This window comes from Kribbella sp. NPDC049584, assembly GCF_040675555.1.
In the GTDB taxonomy this organism is placed as follows: Bacteria; Actinomycetota; Actinomycetes; order Propionibacteriales; family Kribbellaceae; genus Kribbella.
Genome location: NZ_JBFAPF010000002.1, coordinates 23,929 through 41,335 on the forward strand (window position 1 = coordinate 23,929; position 17,407 = coordinate 41,335).

Genomic DNA, 17,407 nt, shown 5'->3' on the forward strand with positions numbered 1-17,407 from the left:
GCCGTACTCTGAGGCATGAACAGCCAGGGGGAGATGCCGCCGGACACGCCACTGCTGCGGCGGATCCGTGCGTCGGTGATCGGTGACGACCAGGTGATGCCCGGGCCGTACGGTCCGCGACGGGTGACGTACGCCGATTACACCGCCTCCGGCCGCGCGCTGACGTTCCTCGAGGACTTCATCCGCGACGAGGTCCTGCCGCGGTACGCGAACACGCATACCGAGTCGAGCGGGACCGGTCTGCAGACCACCCGCCTGCGCGAGGACGCCCGCCGGATCATCCACACCAGCGTCGGCGGCGACGACGAGACCGCGCTGATCTTCTGCGGCTCGGGCGCGACCGGGGCGATCGACAAGCTGATCGGGATCATGGGGCTGCGGATCCCGGCCGAGCTCGACGACAGGTACCACCTGACCGATCAGATACCGCCGGACCAGCGGCCCGTCGTCTTCATCGGGCCGTACGAACACCATTCGAACGAGCTGCCCTGGCGCGAGTCGATCGCCGATGTGGTGGTGATCAGCCAGGACACCGACGGCCATATCGACATCGACCAGCTGGAGTCGAGGCTGCAGGAGTACGCCGATCGGCCGGTCAAGATCGGATCGTTCTCCGCGGCCAGCAACGTCACTGGCATCGTCAGCAACACGCAGCGCGTCTCGGCGCTCCTCCACCGGTACGGCGCGTTGTCGTTCTGGGATTGCGCCGCCGCCGCGCCGTACGTCGAGATCGACATGTACGGCGGCCGCGACCAGGACCCGCTGTCGTACAAGGACGCGATCTTCCTCAGTCCGCACAAGCTGATCGGCGGGCCGGGCACTCCAGGCGTGCTGGTCGCTCGGCGGGAGCTGCTCCGCAACCGGGTGCCGGATGTGCCGGGTGGCGGGACTGTCGCCTACGTGAACCCGCTCGAGCATCGGTACCTCGACGACCCGATCCACCGCGAGGAGGGCGGCACGCCGGCGATCATCGGGTCGATCCGCGCCGGGCTGGCGTTCCAGCTGAAACAGGCGGTCGGGATCGACGTGATCCGCGCGCACGAGGACGCGTACCTGCGGCGAGCGGTCGAGGCGTGGAAGGCGGAGCCGAACCTGCAGATCCTCGGCAATCTCGACTCCGAGCGGCTGTCGATCGTCTCGTTCGTGGTCAAGGCTCCGTCCGGGCGGTACCTGCATCACAACTTCGTGGTCGCGCTGCTCAACGACCTGTTCGGCATCCAGTCGCGCGGCGGGTGCTCGTGCGCCGGCCCGTACGGTCACACCCTGCTCGGGATCGACATCGACCGCTCGCACCTGTTCGAGGAGGAGATCCTGCACGGCTGCGAGGGGATCAAGCCGGGTTGGGTGCGGGTCAACTTCAATTACTTCATCTCGGAGGCCGTGTTCACGTACGTCGTCGAGGCGGTCAAGCTGGTCGCCCGCGACGGCTGGCGGCTGCTGGGTGACTACCGCTTCGACCCGTCCAATGGCCTGTGGCGGCATCACCGGGGCCCGGTCGAGCCGCCGATGCGGCTGTCGCAGGTCGGGTACGACGCCGACGGCAAGCTCAGGTACCCGCGCCACGATCACACCGCTGCCGAGTCTGCTCTCGACGACTACCTCGCTGAGGCCCGTGACCTGCTCTCCACGTGTCAGCAGGTCAGCGATCCGGAGGGCCAGGTGAACACCGACTTCGATCATCTCCGTTGGTTCGACCTGCCGTCGCGTTGCCTGAGTCGTGACTAGCCGGGTGCTGGGGGTCGATGCCTGCAAGAAGGGCTGGATCGGCATCGCGGGAGATCTGCGGGCGTACTTCGCGGTGACGATCGGCGAACTGGTCGAGCGTCCTGAGGTCGACGGGTCGCTGGCGGTGGTCGGGATCGACATTCCGATCGGGCTGCCCGAGCGCGGGGCACGCGAGGCGGACGTGCTGGCGCGGCGGGTGGTGGGCAGGCGGGCGTCGTCAGTGTTCGCGACGCCTGTGCGGGCGGCGTTGGAAGCCGCGACGCATGCGGAGGCGACGGCGTTGAACGTCGTGGCGACGGGGAAGGGCGTGAGTCAGCAGGCGTTCGCGTTGGCCAAACGGATCCTCGAGGTCGATGCGTGGGCGCCGGGTGCGCACTGTGCGGTGATCGAGGTCCATCCGGAGGTCTGCTTCGCAACGATGGCCGGTCGACCCCTGTTGCACTCGAAGTCCACCTGGGCGGGTGGCGAAGAGCGGCGGCAATTGCTTGCGGGCGTCGGGATGAGTGTGGTCGGGGATATCGGTTTGGCTGGTGAGATGGCGGGCGTCGACGACGTACTCGACGCGGCCGCGGCCGCGTGGTCGGCCGGACGGTACGCCGGCGGGCGAGCCCGCGCCTACCCGAACCCGCCGGAGAGGTTCCCGAACGGCTCGTCAGCTGCCATCTGGGCCTGATCCGAGGTGAAAGTCAGCGACGCTGCTCGTCCAGGCACCCGGGTAGATCGCGGGTGGGGCATTAGTGTCGTTGTGTGAGCACCGAGGACGAGGCGGGCGGCGGGGGCGAGAGCCTGCTGACAGTGCTGGTCGCGCTGTCCGCGAACCTGTTGATCGCGGTCGCGAAGACGGTGGTCGCCGTGATCACCGGGTCGGCCTCGATGACGGCCGAGGCGGCGCACTCGTGGGCCGACACCGGTAACGAGATCTTCCTCCTGGTCGGGGAGCGGCGGGGGCAGAAGCCGGCCGATCAGACCCACCCGCTCGGGTACGGGCGGGCCGGCTACATCTGGTCGATGTTCGCCGCCTTCGGCCTGTTCACGGTCGGAGCCGCGGTCTCGGTCTGGCACGGCATCCAGTCCCTGCAGCACGGCGAGGCGGACGGTACGTCGTACGGCTGGGCGTACGCCGTACTCGGGGTCTCGTTCGTGCTCGAGGGGATCTCGTTCACCCAGGCGATGCGGCAGACGAAGGCCGGTGCGCTGGCGCGGATGCTCCGACCCTGGAGGTACGTGCGGATCACGTCGAACCCGGTACTGCGGGCAGTGTTCGTCGAGGACCTGTCGGCGCTGATCGGCATCCTGATCGCCGCGCTGGCGATCCTTCTGCACCAGCTCACCGGCAACGCGGCGTGGGACGCCGTGGGCTCGATCGTGGTCGGCATCCTGCTCGGCGTGGTCGCGCTGTTCCTGATCAGCCGGAACATGGACTTCCTGACCGGCGAGGCGGTGACGCCGCTCGCGCGGAACAGGGTGCTCCGCGCGCTGCTCGAACACAAGGACATCGAGCGGATCACGTTCCTGCACATGGAGTGGGTCGGGGCCGACCGGATCTTCCTGGTCGCCGCGGTCGACGTCACCGGGAACGAGTCCGAGTCCGAGGTCGCCGTCCGGCTGTACGCGATCGAGGACGCGCTCAACGCCCGCAAGGAGATCCAGCAGGCGATCCTCACGCTCTCACGCCCCGGCGACACCACCAGCCTCCAGCCGAGCGAGCTACCGGACTGGTACGTCGATCCGTCCTAGGGCACGTTCGCGAGGAACCGCGAGCGGTCGACGACGACGCGCTCCAGCTCGCCGTCCGCGATGAGCTGACCGGCCGAGTTCGTGGCGCGGACGCGGAAGAGCAACTGGCGACCATCCACCGACGGGTCGTCCGCGGCGATGTCCACGGTGTCGCCGACGCGGGTGGGCAGCCGGTGGCGGATGCGAACCGCCGTACCGACCGACGTCTGACCGGGTTCCAGCACGCGCAGGGCGAGCTGGGCTGTCGCGTGCTCGAGCCAGGTCAGCAGGCGCGGCGTGGCGAGGACCTCGACGTCCCCACTGCCGACGGCGAGCGCGGTGTCCGCGGGTGTCACTTCATGGCGCACGGCAAGCTGCCCCTTCTCGGCCCGTCGGCGGGTGTACGCTCCCGCCCGTGGAGCCCGTACACGTTGCAGTTTCTGCGTTGGCTGCATTGTTGCCGATCACGAATCCGATCGGGGCGCTGGCCACCTTCGCGGGCCTCACGGAGGGCGTCGACCGCGCCGCGATGAGGCGCCAGGCGGTGATGACCGGCGTCTACGTGCTCGGGATCCTGGCCGTGTTCGCGCTGCTCGGCACGCTGGTCCTCGAAGGGCTCGGCATCGGCCTGCCCGCTCTGCAGATCGCCGGCGGCCTCGTGGTCGCCCACTCCGGCTTCGGGATGATCGTCTCCCGCGAGACGCTGACCGATGACGAGAAGACGCACGGCGTGGCGAAACCCGACGTGTCGTTCTCACCGATGGCGCTGCCGTTGATCGCCGGGCCGGGCGCGATCGGCGTGGTGATCGCGCTGACCGCGCGGCACCCCGGGATCGCCAACCGGGTGAGTGTGATCATCGCCGGCGTCGTCGTGGCCGGTCTCGTCGCCGTGCTGCTGCGGTTCGGTACGCCGTTGGTCGACAAGCTCGGCCCGACGGGACTGGGCGCGCTCACCCGGATCATCGGCTTCCTGACCCTGGCGATCGGCGTCGAGCTCGTGACCCACGGCGTACTGGCCGTGAAGTAATTCGCATTAGCATCGATTCCGGTGCGAGGCTGGTGGCATGACGATCGAGTACGACCGGCTTCAGGACGATGTGGCGCGTGGCTGGAACACCTGGGACACCCGCAGTGTGCTCACCCAGGTCCTGCTCCCGGAAGCGCTCGGTCTCTCCTTCGGATTGAAGGAGTACTACCGCGGTACGTCGCTGCGTACGACGCAGATCGGCCGCCGGACCGAGGGCGCCGAGACCGTGACCCTCGGCCCGCACGCGTACGACGGCAGCTACACCGAGACCACTCTCACCTGGGCCGGCATCACGATCCGCGTCCAGACCGCGCACGCCGGCGACGACCTGGTGGCGCTGGTGACGCCAACGGCCAACCAGCCGAAGAGCGCACTGCTCACGGTCGGTGTCAGTTACCTGTGGAACCGCCCGGGCACGGTCGTCCGCGAGGAAGGCCGGATCCGTGCCACCGCAGCTCGTACGGTCGAGGTCTTCGCGACCACGCCGCACGTCGACGACCCGTACTGCGACATCGACGGCCCGTACTTCGCCTTGGACCTGGCACGAGCCGTCGGCGTCAGCACGGGCCGCCCGCGGACCCTGACCGAGATCGCCGACCTGATCGCGGCCGCAGCCCCAGGCACAGCGAGCGCGGAGCATCAGGAGATCGTCCGCGACTCGATCTCCTGGAACACCATCTACGAGCCGTCCAAGTCGCGGGTGATCACCGGCGTCAGCCGGCTGTGGAACGTCGGCAAGCGCGGCGGCTACGCGCTGTTCTGCTGGGATGCGTTCTTCAACGCCCTGCTCGCGGCGCCGAACAGCAAGGCTGTTGCCTACCTCAACGTCGTGGAGATGCTCCGCGCCGTCACCCCGGAAGGCTTCGTCCCGAACGTCGAACAGGGCACCGGCCGCAAGACGTACGACGGCTCGCAGCCACCGGTCGGGTCGATGACGGTGCTCGAGCTGTACCGACGGTTCGAGGACCGCTGGTTCCTGGAGGAGTGCTTCGACACGCTGCTGTCCTGGAACCGTTGGTGGTGGCGCGTCCGCCGTGACGGCGAGCTGCTCTGCGCGGGCTCGACGTACTTCGACCCGGAGTACCCGTCGCCGCAGGACATCCCGCGGATCCACCAGCACTTCGGTGCGACCTGCGAGAGCGGCTGGGACGGGCATCCGGTCTTCGACGACGTGCCGTTCGACCAGAACAAGAGCCTGCTCGCCGCACATGACGTCGGCCTCAACAGCCTGTACGCCGTCGACTGCGAGTCGCTCGCCGAGATCGCAGACATCCTCGGGGACCCGGATACCGCGGCCGAACTGCGCACGCGGCACGACACGGTCGTCGAAGCCATGGAGACCTTGTGGGACGAGAGCGCCGGCATCTATCGCAGCCGGCGCACCGACACCGGTCAGCTCACGGAGCGGTTGTCGACGATGAGCTTCTACCCGCTGCTGGCCGGTGTCGGAGCTGAGCGACAAGGCCGAATGCTGACGGAACACCTGCTCGCCGATGACGGCTTCGGCGGCGAGTGGATCCTGCCGACCTCGCCGCGGAACGAGAAGATCGAGCTCAAGGACACGTCCTACTGGGAGCTGCGGGCCTGGCCGCCGGTGAACTTCCTCGTGTATCTGGGCTTGCGGCGCGCGGGGGAGAAGACCGCCGCGACCTGGCTGGCGGAGGGCAGCGAACGGCTCGTGCTGAAGGAGTGGCGGGACCACCGGCACATCCACGAGAACTACTCGAGCGTGCACGGCGCCGCCTGCGACAAGCCGAATAGCGAGCCGTTCCAGACCTGGGGCGCGCTGCTCAGCCTGATCGTGTTGATGGAGCGGGGCGAGGTCACGCTGTTCAACGACGAGAGGTGGCTGGGATGAGTCTGCTGAGCGGCGTGGTCGTGCCGTTGGTGACGCCGATGTCGGAGCCCGGTGTGCCGTCCGCCGAGGCTGCGGAAAAGTTCCTCGCGGCAATGGCTTCGGTCGGCGTACGCCGGTTGATGCTGCTCGGGAGCAATGGGGAAGGACCGTTGATCCCGGCCGAGGCGTCCGGTGATTTCACGGCCGGCGTGGTGAAACGCTGGCGGGATCTGGTGCCCGACGGGACGATCCTGGTCAACGTCACAGCACCCGGTACGGCGGAAGCCGAGCGGCGGACTGATGACGCTGCCGCAGCGGGTGCGGATGCGATCGTGTCCAGCCCGCCGACCTTCTTCAAGCACCGCGCCGACGAGGTAGTCGCCCACTTCGCGGCCTTGAGCCGGCACGGTCTGCCGGTCATTGCCTACAACACGCCCCGCTCGACGCTGCTGACCCAGGAGAGTGCGGGCGGCGCGAAGCCTTACCTGACCGGCGTCAAGGACTCGTCCGGCGACCCGGACATGTTGCGGTACCTGCTGTCGCTCGGGATCGAGGTCAGCCAGGGCGACGAGCAGGGCCTGGCCGACGCCGTACGGGCTGGTGCTCACGGCATCACACCAGGTATCGCCAACCTCGCGCCTGGGCTTGCACTGCAGATGGTTGCCCCCGGCGCCGATCTCGATCACCTGCAGGAGCTGTCCACTGCACTGACCAAGATCCACACGGTGCGTCCCGGGGTGCCGACGGTCAAGGCGCTGCTGAATACGCGCGGTCTGTGCCCGCCGCACTGCGCGCCGCCGCTCGCCCCCTGCACAGCCGATGAGGTCCGCCACCTGACGGACCTCATCGCCCCACTGGAACAGCACCTCATCCCGCGAGCTACTTCGTCTTGACCTTCAGCGACGACTTGGCAGATGACTTCGCCGACGGCTTGATCGTGTTGACCGGCGGGAGCTTCCACGACTTGCTCTTGGCCAGATCGGAGAGCGCGGCCGCAGACAAGATCGGGTTCTTCCTGGTGTGGGGCTGGCCCTTCTCCGCCGGCGCGTTGTAGCTGGTGAGGTTGATGTTGCGGCCGTCCGTGCGGAACAGCGTCACGTAGCGGCTGACGATGCCGTACTGCGCCTGGCGGCCGTCGGTGTACTCGGGCGAGACCGGCGGGGTGTAGAGCACCGACCCGTCGGACAGCGTGGTGCAGCCCGAACGGACGGGCACGCACGGGTTGCCCTCACCCCCGCCGGACACCATCACGTCGACGCGGGCAGCCCCCTTGCCGTCGTCAACGACGTACGCCGCACCGGCGAAGTCTCCGCCGCCCCAGGTCTCAGGCTTGCTGAGCTTCAGCCCACGCGCGGCCAGCAGCGACCGCAGCGTGGCGAGCGTCTCCTTCGGAATCACCGACCCAGGCGCAGTCTTGGTGGACGACTTCACCGACGGCTTGGTCAGCGGAGCAGCTGTGCCGGCCACCCCAGCGTCCGCGGGGGAGCCGAGCAGCTGGATCCCGCCACCGATCAGCCCAGCAGTGGCCAGTACGGCACCAGCACCACTCGCAGTGAGCAACGCCGTACGCCGCCGCCGTTGCCGCAGCCCTTGCGCGACAGACCGCTCCAGCAGGTCGGCGGTAACCGGCTCGAGGTTCTCGGTGGCCCGGTTCATCAGGTCAGTGAGTTGGGTGTTCATGTGTTCTCCTCGGTTCAGAGCGCGATCAGCTGGACGGCATCGTCACCGAGAACCGCCCGAAGACGATTCAGGGCGCGAGCGGTGCGAGTGCTGATCGCACTGGCGTTCTTGCCAAGATCGAGCGCCACCTGCTCGACGCTGCGATCTTCGAAGAACCGCAGCACCAGCACAGCCCGATCCAACGGCGCCAGCTCGCCCAGTGCACTCTGCAACGCCAGCCGCAGCTCAGGATCCCCAGCCCGCTCAGCCACCTCAGGCACCACTTCAGTCGGCCGCTCGGACCAGCTCTTACGCCGACGCTGAGACACATAAGTCCGCACCAACGCAGTCCGCGCATAAGCCCCCGGACTGTCAACCCGATGCCAGGCCTTCAGCACGTTCGCCAGCGTGTCCTGCACCAGATCCTCGGCATGATGCCGATCCCCACACAGCAACCAGGCAGTCCGATACAACTGCGGTATCCGAGCCCGAGCAAACTCCTCAAACTCCTCGGTCGATCTCATCCACACCCTCTCGTCGACGCCTCAAACCAGAAGACGCACCGACGGGCCTGGTAGATCACACCCAACTCAGAACACTTTGGCGAGCACCCAAACAGCAAACGCCAAGAACCCCACCACGAAGGTCACCAGAACCACGACCCCATACCCGAACCACATACTCCCGGAACCCTTCACCCCCGCATCCTCCCATCCCCAGCGGTGCCCCAACCGACAAACCCAACCCACGCGGCGAGCCACCAGCAAACCCAACCCACGCGGCGAGCCGACAGCAAACCCAACCCACGCGGCGAGCCACCAGCAAACCCAACCCACGCGGCGAGCCGACAGCAAACCCAACCCACGCCGGTGAGCGACCAGCAAACCCAACCCACGCAGCCGAGCGAAGCGAAGGCGCAACGGGGGTGCGGGTGGCGGAGCCCCCGCTTGCGGCAAGCGAAGCGCAGCCGCACAAAATGACGAAGCCGACCAAACCTGCGCTTTCCGCAGGCATGGCCGGCCATCGGGTGAGTGACGGGACTCGAACCCGCGACCACCTGGACCACAACCAGGTGCTCTACCAGCTGAGCTACACCCACCATTGCCGTCCGAACCGCGACGGCTGAGCAATCATAGCGACGAACTGTCCGGAGCTGAAATCGAGGTGTCAGGAGCCGGTTGGGGTGTCCTGGATGGGTGCGGCGATGAGGCTGGCGGCGGCCCGGGCGGCGTTGGAGTCGGGTCCGGGCTGGGGCACGAACACGGTCTGCCGGTAGTACCGCAGTTCGTCGATGCTTTCGCTGATGTCGGCGAGGGCACGGTGGTTGCCGTTCTTGGCCGGGGTCGCGTAGTACACGCGCGGGTACCACCGGCGTACGAGTTCTTTGATCGAGCTGACGTCGACGTTGCGGTAGTGCAGGTGCGACTCGACCCGGGGCATGTCGCGGACGAGGAAGGTCCGGTCGGTGCCGACGGAGTTGCCGGCGAGGGCGGCCTTGCGCGGCTCTTTCACGTACGACGTGATGTAGTCGAGCACCTGCTGTTCGGCGTCGGCGAGCGGGATGCCGTTGGCGAGCTCGTCGAGCAGCCCGGACGCGGTGTGCATGTCGCGGACGAAGTCGCCCATCTGCTCGAGCGCGGCCGGTGGTGGTGCGATCACCACATCGATCCCGTCACCGAGCACGTTCAGTTCGTAATCGGTGACGACTACGGCGACCTCGATCAGGGCGTCTTCCGCCAGGTCGAGGCCGGTCATCTCGCAGTCGATCCACACCAGCCGGTCGTTCATGGGCACCCACCTTACGGTGAGCCGCCGACACTCACGCGACGGCGTGCCCTGTCAGTGCCCTGTCAGTACCCTGTCAGCGCGGCGCGTACCCCACGTGGATGCTCCGGACGGACAGTACGGCGAGGTCGCGGCGGCGTCCGAGGAAATACGGCCCGTCGGGGTCCAGCAACTGCTTCCAGACCGCCAGATCCTCCGGATCGAGCCACTCCTCTTCTGCAACCACGTGCCCGTGTCCATGCCCATGTCCGTGCCCGTGCCCCTCGCCGGTCAACCGTCCGACCCGCATCTGGAAGCTCTGCACGACGCCGTCGAGCCGCTCCTGCGGCAGTGGTGCCGGCGTCTCGGTCAGCACGCTCCGCGTGGTCGCGTCGGTCAGCCCGGCTCGGGTCAGGGCCTCGGTCCACCCGTATGGCATCGGTACCGACCCCGGCAGCGACTCCCGCATCACCTTGAACCACCTGTCCTGCGCCAGGTCCAGCCGCAGCTCGATGCCGGGCTCACCGACCCCGAGGTCCCACGGAAGGTACCGGGCAGGCAGTCCGCCCTCGGCGAGAGCCAGCCGGCCGCCCGGCGCAAGCAGCGAGGCCAACGCGTTGATAGCTGCCTGCTGGTCGGCAGCGTGGTGCACCGAGGCCGACGCCCAGATCAGGCCGGCCGGCGCGTCGATTGCCCGGCGCAACGGCTCTGCCCCCTCGTCCATCGACGCCAGCTCGCAGCGAACCAGCCCGGCGGTGTGCTCCCGCGCCTGCTCCAGTACGTCGGGATCCGAGTCGACAGCAACCACCGTCGCACTGGGTAGCGCCTCCGCCAGCGCCTTGGCCATCCCTCCGCCACCGCAGCCGATGTCGGCCATGACCTTGTCGCCGTCCCGCACCAGACTGCGGGCCACTGCCGCGTTCCAGTCGCCTTCGCCTTCGGCGGACGCACGCAGCCGCCCGGCCTCCTCCGCCCAATCGATCTCGATCATGGCGACAGTCTGGCCCTATGACGGGCTCAGTGCGCCGGCATGTTGCCGGACCGGCAAGTGGCGCTACCGTGGCGCGATGATCGCGACGGACCGCCTGACGATGCTGCCGCTCAAGGTCGAGTACGCCGGAGCGATGGCGAAGGTCCTTGCCGACCCGAGCCTGTACACGTTCACCGGCGGCGAGCCACCGACGGTCGAGGCCCTGGAAGCTCGATACGCCCGGCAGCTCGAGGGGCCGGGCCGTGAGGACGAGCAATGGCTCAACTGGGTGATCCGGCACGACGACGCCCTGATCGGCTACGTGCAGGCGACGATCACGAGCGGTACGGCGGAGATCGCCTGGGTCATCGGCACCGCGTGGCAGGGCCGGGGTTATGCGAAGGAGGCAGCCCAGGGACTCGTCACCTGGCTGCGAGCGCAGAAGATCGACCGGATCATCGCGCACGTCCATCCGGATCACACTGCGTCGGCCGCTGTGGCAGCGGCTGTAGGTCTCGCGCGCACCGACGTGGTCGAGGACGGCGAGTACCTGTGGAGCACTTCACGGCAGGCCCGGTGACCCGGGCCTGCCGTCAAGCATTTCAGATCGGGCGAACGTTCTCCGCCTGCAGGCCCTTCGGGCCCTGAGCGATCTCGAACTCGACCTTCTGGTTCTCGTCCAGCGAGCGGAAGCCCTGCGTCTGGATCGCCGAGTAGTGGACGAACACGTCAGCGCCGCCGTCCTCCTGGGAGATGAAGCCGAAGCCCTTCTCGCCGTTGAACCACTTCACTGTTCCCAAAGCCATGATTTTCTCCTGATACGACAAAACGCCCGGCGGATCACAAATCCGCGGGCGCTTCGAAACGAACGTGGAACTGCAAAACATCAACCGGAGAAACCCTAGCACGCTGAATGAGTTCTCAGCCATCCCTGACCGCGGCGCGCGTCGTACTCGTCCGGCGTACCGGACCAGACCTCCGTGCAACCGGAGGTGCCGCACTCGCACGCGAACGGGTACGGCGGCAGCTCGGCCAGCCCGATATCCGCCTGCCACAGCCGCCCTTGCCGGCACGCCGCCAGGTTCTCGTACCGTCGCTGACGCGACAGCTCCTCACCAGCCTCCAGCCGTGGCAGCGGACCCAGCGCCGCCTCCACAGCCACCGAGATAGCTGACCAGTCCGGCGTGGCCGGAACCTCGATGACAGTGCGTCCGCGCTCCGCAGCCTCGCGCCGTACCCGAGCTGCCAGTACGCCGTCCCGCGCGAGCAAGCTCTCCAACCGGGCCCGACCAGCCGGATCGTCCACCCGGGCCAGCCGCTCCTCACGCGCACGCCTGGTCTGCTCTGCGTCCGGCACCAACCACACTGCCGCCGCGACGTCGTCAGCCATCGATGGGAAGAGCTGCGGCCCCTCGACCAGCGCTGGTACGTCGCCCAGCCCGCGCTCCCGCACATCCTCGGCCACCAGCTCCAGCCGCAACCGCGCGATCCTCACGAAGGCGTCAGCGGCGTACTCCGGGCCCTCGGCCAGGTCCTCCGCGAGGGGCCGGACCGGCGGCATCCGGTCCAGATGCGCGTAGGTCCACAGATCGATCGGGTGCAGCGGCAGGTCACCCCGCCGAGCCAGGTCCCGAGCAATCGTCGACTTCCCCGCGCCCGGGGCGCCACCGATCCAGACCATCATCCGGCCATCCTGCCAAGAGCAGGGTCAACGCACGTACGTCGCCAGCGAGGCGGCGCCGGCCGGTACGACCGACTCGAGCCGCAGGTGCACGGGGTGGTCGGACGGGCCGAACATCCTCTCGCCGCTGCCGACCACCGACGGCAGAGTCATCAGCCGGTACTCGTCGACCAGGTCCGCTGCCTGCAGCGCCCGGATCACGCTCACGCTGCCGGTGACCGCGATCGTGCGCGGCTCGGTCCGCACGTAGTCGGCCAGTGAACCCCTCATCAGCGTCGAGTTGGGGAAGGCCGACACGTCGGTCAGCGTGTGCGACGCGACCACCTTTGCCATCTTGTTCATCCGGGTGGAGAACTCGTCGGTGCGGTTCGGCCAGAGTTTGCTGAACAGTTGCCAGGTGTTCTTGCCGAGCAGCAGCACACCGGTGTCCATCAGCTCACCGAGCCGGAACTTGTCTCCGCCGTGCGTCTCCGGACCGTGCCGGAACGCCCAGCCGCCGGCCGGTGTGCCACCGGAGCCGTCGGGGTCGGTGACGATGCCGTCGAGGCTGACGAATCCGGTGACGATGACGTGGCCCATGGTCCCTGCTCCTTCGGTCGAGTGATTCCCACCCGTACTTACCGCCGGGCCGGCCCCGATTCATCGCTCGCCACAGAACCTTTTTGGCGAGCGCTTGCCGCGAAGTGTGATCTTGACCGCATTCGAGGCTCGGCCTACTGTATGCCGTATACAAACCCGGAAGGCAGGGACCCCTATGAGAGTTGCGGTTCTCGGCGCCGGCGCGATCGGTGCGTACGTCGGTGCGGCGCTGCACCGTGGCGGGACCGAGGTCCACCTGGTGGCCCGCGGCGCGCATCTGGAAGCGATCCGCTCGCACGGCGTACAGGTGCTCAGTCCACGCGGTGACTTCGAGGCCAGGACACCGGCCACCGACGATCCGGCCGAGATCGGTCCGGTCGACTATGTCTTTCTCGGGCTCAAGGCGAACTCGTACGCGAGCGCCGGCCCGCTGCTCCAGCCGCTCCTGCACGACCGCACGGTCGTCGTGGCCGCGCAGAACGGCATCCCCTGGTGGTACTTCCACGGCCTGAAAGGACCGTACGAAGGCCGACGGATCGAGTCGGTCGACCCGGGCGGCTCGGTCACCCGCGTCCTCGACCTCGACCGGGCGATCGGCTGCGTCGTCTACTGCTCCACCGAGCTGGCCGGTCCGGGCGTCGTACAGCACCTGGAAGGCACTCGCTTCTCGATCGGTGAACCCTCGGGCGGACCGTCGCGGCGGTGTGAAGAGTTCAGTGCGGCGATGATCGCGGGCGGACTGAAGTGCCCGGTCGAGGCGGACATCCGCAACGACATCTGGATCAAGCTGCTCGGCAACGCGGCGTTCAACCCGATCAGCGCGCTCGCCCGGGCGACGATGGTGGAGATCGCGACGCATCAGGGCACCCGGCAGATGGTGCGGATGATGATGGAGGAGTCGCTGGAGATCGCCGGCGCGCTGGGCTGTCACCCGGACATCTCCGTCGACAAACGCCTCGACGGAGCCGAACGCGTCGGTGAGCACAAGACGTCGATGCTCCAGGACCTGGAGAAGGACAAGCCGCTCGAACTGGACGTCATCCTCGCCGCGGTCGTCGAACTCGCCGACCTCACCGGCGTCAAGGCGCCCACGCTCCGCGCCGTACACGCCGTCGCCGACCTGTTGGCCAGCAAGGTCGGCGTTCCCCTATGAGGGTGCCGAAGGCCCGGCCAAAAGTAGAGCCAGGTGGGTCCGGCTACAGCGACGTCGGACCCACCTGTTCCAGTCAGAGCTCGAGCGGCCCGAGTGACGGTCCGGCGACGAAGTGGGCCACTGGATCGAGCATGACGTCGAGCTCGAGTACGACGAGCTCGTTGCGGCCGGGGCGAAGCAGGGGACCGGGTACGTACAGGGTCTGCTGTGGGCCGCGGCGCCAGTAGCGGCCGAGGTTGAAGCCGTTGACCCAGGCGAATCCCTTGCCCCAGGCAACGGTCGACAGGAAGTGATCAACCGGCGTCTCGACCTCGAACGAGGCTCGCCAGGCGGTCGGACCGACACCGGGAGCATCCGCCGACGGACCAACGGAGTCCCACAGGGCAGGGACGGCGTCGAGATCGATCACGCACGCGGACCACTCGGTCAGCTCTACTCCGTCGAGCCGAACCGGACCGATCAAACCCTTGGGCTCACCGATCCGCTGTCCGTAGTTCACCCGGCCCTGGTCCTCGACCAGGATCTCCAGGCGCCCGCCGCGCGGCAGCATCAGTGCGCGGTCATGCCGCTCCCGGTCGAGCACTCCGACGGGAGCACCGTCCAGGAACACATACGCGCGGTCCCGCACCTCACCAACCGTCAGCAGCACCGGGTCCGGGGCCGGCACCTCGGTCCTGAACAGCACCAGCCGCCCGTCCAGCGCATCCAGCGTCGGCAGCTCGGAGTGCTCGCTCCACGCACCCCACGGATCGGCCAGCAACCGGAGCGGTGAGCCGAGTGCCGCAGACGTCTCCGGTGCGGCCGTTCCCGACGCCGGGACATCGTCGGGAACGGTCGCGTACCGGGAGATCACCTCTCGAAACGCGTGGTACTTCAGCGTCGGATGCCCAGCCTCGTCCAGCGGAGCGTCATAGTCGTACGACGTGATCGTCGGACGGTAGACACCCTTGTCGTTGGCCCCACTGGTCAGTCCGAAATTCGTACCGCCGTGCAGCATGTAGATGTTCACCGAGGCACCGGCCGCGAGCAGTGCGTCCAGTTCGGCCGCTGCCTCGGCCACGCTGGTCGTGTGGTGTGGTCCGCCCCAGTGGTCGAACCACCCGTCCCAGAACTCCATACACATCAGCGGTCCGGTCGGCTGGTGCCTCCGCAGCGTCTCCAGCCGTTCGGCAACCCGCGATCCGAACGACCCTGTCCGCAGTACGCCGTCCAGCCCGCCGGCCGCGAGCATCGCGTCGACGGGCTGGTCCACGGTCACCAGCGGCACGGTGATCCCCGCGCTGCGGATGATCTCGGCCACGGCCTTCAGGTACGTCTGGTCATCGCCGAACGCGCCATACTCGTTCTCCACCTGCACCAGCAGCACCGGCCCGCCGGCGGAGACCTGCAACGGCTCCACGATGCGCAGTACGTCGAGCAAGTACTCCTGCACCGCGGCCATGAACCGCGGTTCGTACCGCCGGACCCCCAGGCCCGGCTCCCGGAAGAGCCAGGCCGGGAGCCCGCCGTTGTCCCACTCCGCACAGATGTACGGGCCGGGGCGCACGATCGCGTACAGGCCGGCCGCGGCGACCTCCCGCAGGAAACGCTCGAGGTCGAGCATCCCGGCGGTGTCGAAGGTGCCCGGCCGCGGGCTGTGCGCGTTCCACGGCACGTAGGTCTCGATGGTGTTGAGCCCCATCAGGCGGGCCTTCTCGATCCGGTCGGCCCAGCTGTCCGGGTGCACGCGGAAGTAGTGCAGCGCCCCGGACAGGATCCGAAAGGGCCGGCCGTCGAGGAGGAAGTCGGACTCACCAATCTCAAACACGGTCACAGGGCCTCCCGACCTGGACTGAGGAGCGCAGGGAGCGGAGCGACCGGAGCGACGAGGGAAGGTCGGGAGTCACAGCCCTGTGACCCGCCGAGCGGTAGCGAGGCATTCAACACTGGATCAGCCGTTGACCTGGAAGCCCTGCTGGTTGCCATACGTCACAAGGGCATCCTGCCAGGATTTCAGTCCGGCGTTCAGGTCGGACTTCGACTGGTACGCCTTGCCCACGGTGTCGCCGTAGATGCTGTTCGCGTACAGCTCGTAGGGCAGGTAGCTCCAGCCCTTCACGACGTTGTCCGCCGCACCGGTCAGCACCTGGTTGATCTTCTGGCCACCGAAGTACGCACTGGCCTTGTCGACGAACGCGGGGTCCTTCAGGTCCTTCGTGGTTGCCGGGAAGCCACCGCTGGCGAGGAACGGCTTCACGCCCTCGTCGTGGTTCAGCCACCGGACGAACGCCGCGGCCAGCGCCGGGTTCTTGCTCTGCTTGAGCACGGACTCGGTGCTGCCGCCGTTCTCCGCGGTCGCCGGCTGGCCGTCGTACGTCGGCATCGGGGCGACCCGCCACTTGCCGGCGCCGGCCTTCACCGAGGACTCCATCACGCCGGGCATCCACGCCCCGGTCGGCAGCGTCGCGATCGTGCCGTCACCGAGCGCCTTGAACCACTCGTCGGTCCAGCCCGGGATCTGCGACACCAGACCGCCCTCGACGAGGTTGTTCCAGGTGCCGGTCCACTTCTTCGAGCCGTCGTCGGCCAGGTTGATGCTGATGTTCTTGCCGTCGGTCTTGAACGGCTGGCCGCCCGCCTGCCAGATCATGCTGGTGGTGAAGCCCGCGTCACCGGAGTCGTTGGTGATGTAGGCCTTGGGGTTCGCCGCGTGCAGCTTCTTCCCGGCGGCGACGTACTCGTCCCAGGTCTTCGGTACGGCGATGCCGTACTTGTCGAAGACCTCCTTGTTGTAGAACAGCGCCATCGGGCCGGAGTCCTGCGGCAGGCCGTACAGTCCGCTGCCGGCGTGCACGGCCGCCCAGGTGGAGGCGGTGTACGCCGACTCGTACTGGCTGAAGCCGTACTGGTTCAGGTCGGCCAGCGAACCGGGCAGTGCGAACTGGGGGAGCGCCTGGTACTCGATCTGGGCCACGTCCGGTGCGCCGGAGCCGGCCTTGATCGCGTTCTGCAGCTTGGTGTAGTGGTCGTTGCCGGTACCGGCGTTGACGTAGTTCACCTTGACGTTCGGGTACTGCGCCATGAATGCCTTGACCTGAGCCTCCGCCGACGGCGTCCAGCTCCAGTACGTGATCTCGCCGCCGGCCTTGAGCGCCGCGTCGACGGCGTCGGCCGAGCCCGTGGTCGCACTGCCGCTCGCGCTGTCGTTGGATGACCCGCCGCCGCAAGCCGCCACGGCCGCGAGGGCGATGACTGCGGCTCCGGCGACCACCAGCCGCCGGATTCGAGGTGGACGGGGCCGAGGTACCTTCATCTTG

The 17,407-nt window shown here is 68.0% G+C and carries 18 protein-coding genes and 1 tRNA gene; 8 read left to right on the top strand and 11 right to left on the bottom strand.

Translation table 11 applies throughout. The annotated features are described in order from the left end of the window. The first annotated feature begins 15 nt into the window (after positions 1-15). The 3 genes from AB0J62_RS06825 (at position 16) to AB0J62_RS06835 (ending at position 3,462) form a co-directional block, all read left to right on the top strand. Positions 16-1,725 carry an aminotransferase class V-fold PLP-dependent enzyme gene (locus AB0J62_RS06825; RefSeq protein ID WP_363865234.1) on the top strand — a complete coding sequence of 570 codons (1,710 nt, stop codon included), beginning with the start codon at positions 16-18 and terminating at the stop codon, positions 1,723-1,725. Between the two features lie 4 nt (positions 1,726-1,729). Further along, on the top strand, positions 1,730-2,398 hold the full coding sequence (locus AB0J62_RS06830; RefSeq protein WP_363865236.1) for a DUF429 domain-containing protein: 669 nt from the start codon (positions 1,730-1,732) through the stop codon (positions 2,396-2,398). A 74-nt stretch (positions 2,399-2,472) separates the two neighbouring features. Continuing rightward, complete coding sequence (locus AB0J62_RS06835) at positions 2,473-3,462, top strand: cation diffusion facilitator family transporter (RefSeq protein WP_363865238.1); 990 nt, start codon at positions 2,473-2,475, stop codon at positions 3,460-3,462. On the opposite strand, the gene AB0J62_RS06840 is transcribed toward AB0J62_RS06835, so the two are convergent. Next, positions 3,459-3,809: a hotdog domain-containing protein gene (locus tag AB0J62_RS06840; RefSeq protein WP_363865240.1), complete on the bottom strand. Its 351-nt coding sequence runs from the start codon at positions 3,807-3,809 to the stop codon at positions 3,459-3,461. The genes AB0J62_RS06835 and AB0J62_RS06840 overlap by 4 nt on opposite strands. 47 nt (positions 3,810-3,856) lie before the next feature. Between AB0J62_RS06840 and AB0J62_RS06845 the strand changes: the two genes are divergently transcribed. The 3 genes from AB0J62_RS06845 to AB0J62_RS06855 are packed head-to-tail and all read left to right on the top strand — an operon-like array spanning position 3,857 to position 7,198. Beyond that, positions 3,857-4,468 carry a MarC family protein gene (locus AB0J62_RS06845; protein WP_363865242.1) on the top strand — a complete coding sequence of 204 codons (612 nt, stop codon included), beginning with the start codon at positions 3,857-3,859 and terminating at the stop codon, positions 4,466-4,468. Between the two features lie 37 nt (positions 4,469-4,505). Next, on the top strand, positions 4,506-6,326 hold the full coding sequence (locus AB0J62_RS06850) for a trehalase family glycosidase (RefSeq protein ID WP_363865244.1): 1,821 nt from the start codon (positions 4,506-4,508) through the stop codon (positions 6,324-6,326). Further along, positions 6,323-7,198: a dihydrodipicolinate synthase family protein gene (locus AB0J62_RS06855; RefSeq protein ID WP_363865246.1), complete on the top strand. Its 876-nt coding sequence runs from the start codon at positions 6,323-6,325 to the stop codon at positions 7,196-7,198. Before AB0J62_RS06850 ends, AB0J62_RS06855 begins: the two co-directional genes overlap by 4 nt. Here the strand turns inward: AB0J62_RS06855 and AB0J62_RS06860 are convergent. The 5 genes from AB0J62_RS06860 to AB0J62_RS06880 all read right to left on the bottom strand — a co-directional run bounded on the left by AB0J62_RS06860 (position 7,185) and on the right by AB0J62_RS06880 (position 10,719). Further along, the gene (locus AB0J62_RS06860) at positions 7,185-7,985 is read right to left on the bottom strand and encodes a hypothetical protein (protein ID WP_363865248.1); all 801 of its coding nucleotides are present in this window, start codon (positions 7,983-7,985) and stop codon (positions 7,185-7,187) included. The two genes, AB0J62_RS06855 and AB0J62_RS06860, sit on opposite strands and share 14 nt — an antisense overlap. 14 nt (positions 7,986-7,999) lie before the next feature. After that, positions 8,000-8,488, bottom strand: a complete 489-nt coding sequence (locus tag AB0J62_RS06865) for a SigE family RNA polymerase sigma factor (RefSeq protein WP_363865250.1) — start codon at positions 8,486-8,488, stop codon at positions 8,000-8,002. A 502-nt stretch (positions 8,489-8,990) separates the two neighbouring features. Further along, positions 8,991-9,063: transfer RNA gene (locus AB0J62_RS06870), tRNA-His, on the bottom strand. Positions 9,064-9,131: 68 nt separating this feature from the next. Then, positions 9,132-9,752, bottom strand: a complete 621-nt coding sequence (gene orn / locus AB0J62_RS06875; RefSeq protein WP_134096833.1) for an oligoribonuclease — start codon at positions 9,750-9,752, stop codon at positions 9,132-9,134. A 73-nt stretch (positions 9,753-9,825) separates the two neighbouring features. Continuing rightward, positions 9,826-10,719 (bottom strand): class I SAM-dependent methyltransferase, encoded by an 894-nt coding sequence (locus AB0J62_RS06880; RefSeq protein ID WP_363865253.1) that lies wholly within the window; start codon positions 10,717-10,719, stop codon positions 9,826-9,828. A gap of 76 nt (positions 10,720-10,795) precedes the next feature. Between AB0J62_RS06880 and AB0J62_RS06885 the strand changes: the two genes are divergently transcribed. Continuing rightward, a complete protein-coding gene (locus AB0J62_RS06885; RefSeq protein ID WP_363865255.1) occupies positions 10,796-11,278 on the top strand; it encodes a GNAT family N-acetyltransferase in 483 nt (160 codons plus the stop codon). Positions 11,279-11,300: 22 nt separating this feature from the next. Here AB0J62_RS06885 and AB0J62_RS06890 read toward each other — a convergent pair whose 3' ends face one another. From AB0J62_RS06890 to AB0J62_RS06900, 3 genes are all read right to left on the bottom strand, one after another. After that, positions 11,301-11,504 carry a cold-shock protein gene (locus tag AB0J62_RS06890; RefSeq protein ID WP_134096839.1) on the bottom strand — a complete coding sequence of 68 codons (204 nt, stop codon included), beginning with the start codon at positions 11,502-11,504 and terminating at the stop codon, positions 11,301-11,303. Positions 11,505-11,599: 95 nt separating this feature from the next. Next, complete coding sequence (locus tag AB0J62_RS06895; protein ID WP_363865258.1) at positions 11,600-12,382, bottom strand: hypothetical protein; 783 nt, start codon at positions 12,380-12,382, stop codon at positions 11,600-11,602. Between the two features lie 24 nt (positions 12,383-12,406). Next, the gene (locus AB0J62_RS06900; protein ID WP_363865260.1) at positions 12,407-12,958 is read right to left on the bottom strand and encodes a dihydrofolate reductase family protein; all 552 of its coding nucleotides are present in this window, start codon (positions 12,956-12,958) and stop codon (positions 12,407-12,409) included. Between the two features lie 175 nt (positions 12,959-13,133). Here AB0J62_RS06900 and AB0J62_RS06905 point away from each other — a divergent pair, with 175 nt between their 5' ends. Then, positions 13,134-14,111 carry a 2-dehydropantoate 2-reductase gene (locus AB0J62_RS06905; protein ID WP_363865262.1) on the top strand — a complete coding sequence of 326 codons (978 nt, stop codon included), beginning with the start codon at positions 13,134-13,136 and terminating at the stop codon, positions 14,109-14,111. A gap of 73 nt (positions 14,112-14,184) precedes the next feature. Here AB0J62_RS06905 and AB0J62_RS06910 read toward each other — a convergent pair whose 3' ends face one another. Both AB0J62_RS06910 and AB0J62_RS06915 read right to left on the bottom strand, forming a co-directional pair. Continuing rightward, positions 14,185-15,924, bottom strand: a complete 1,740-nt coding sequence (locus tag AB0J62_RS06910; protein ID WP_363865265.1) for a glycoside hydrolase family 35 protein — start codon at positions 15,922-15,924, stop codon at positions 14,185-14,187. A gap of 117 nt (positions 15,925-16,041) precedes the next feature. Beyond that, a complete protein-coding gene (locus AB0J62_RS06915; RefSeq protein ID WP_363865267.1) occupies positions 16,042-17,403 on the bottom strand; it encodes a sugar ABC transporter substrate-binding protein in 1,362 nt (453 codons plus the stop codon). Between the last annotated feature and the right edge of the window lie 4 nt (positions 17,404-17,407).